Genomic DNA, 277 nt, shown 5'->3' on the forward strand with positions numbered 1-277 from the left:
GCAGGAGACCTGCAACCGATGCTGCGTTTTGCAGCGCGGTGCGCGTCACCTTCGTCGGGTCCACGACACCTGCGTCAACCAGGTCGACGTACTCGCCGGTTGCCGCGTTGTAGCCGTAGTTGCCCTTGCCTGCAGCAACTGCCGCGACCACGACGCTCGCTTCTTCGCCACCGTTCGTGACGAGCTGGCGCAGCGGCGCTTGCATTGCGCGCAGCACGATCTTGATGCCGGGGTGCTGGTCGGCGTTCGCGCCGGTCAGGCCTGCGATCGCGGTGCG

At 67.1% G+C, this 277-nt stretch carries 1 protein-coding gene; it reads right to left on the reverse strand.

Annotated features, from left to right (window positions below):
• On the reverse strand, positions 1–277 hold a 277-nt coding region (locus SB751_RS30030), incomplete at both ends, for a TCP-1/cpn60 chaperonin family protein (protein ID WP_410749025.1).

Origin of the sequence: Cupriavidus sp. SIMBA_020 (genome assembly GCF_046535395.1) — a bacterium.
GTDB lineage: Bacteria > Pseudomonadota > Gammaproteobacteria > Burkholderiales > Burkholderiaceae > Cupriavidus > Cupriavidus campinensis.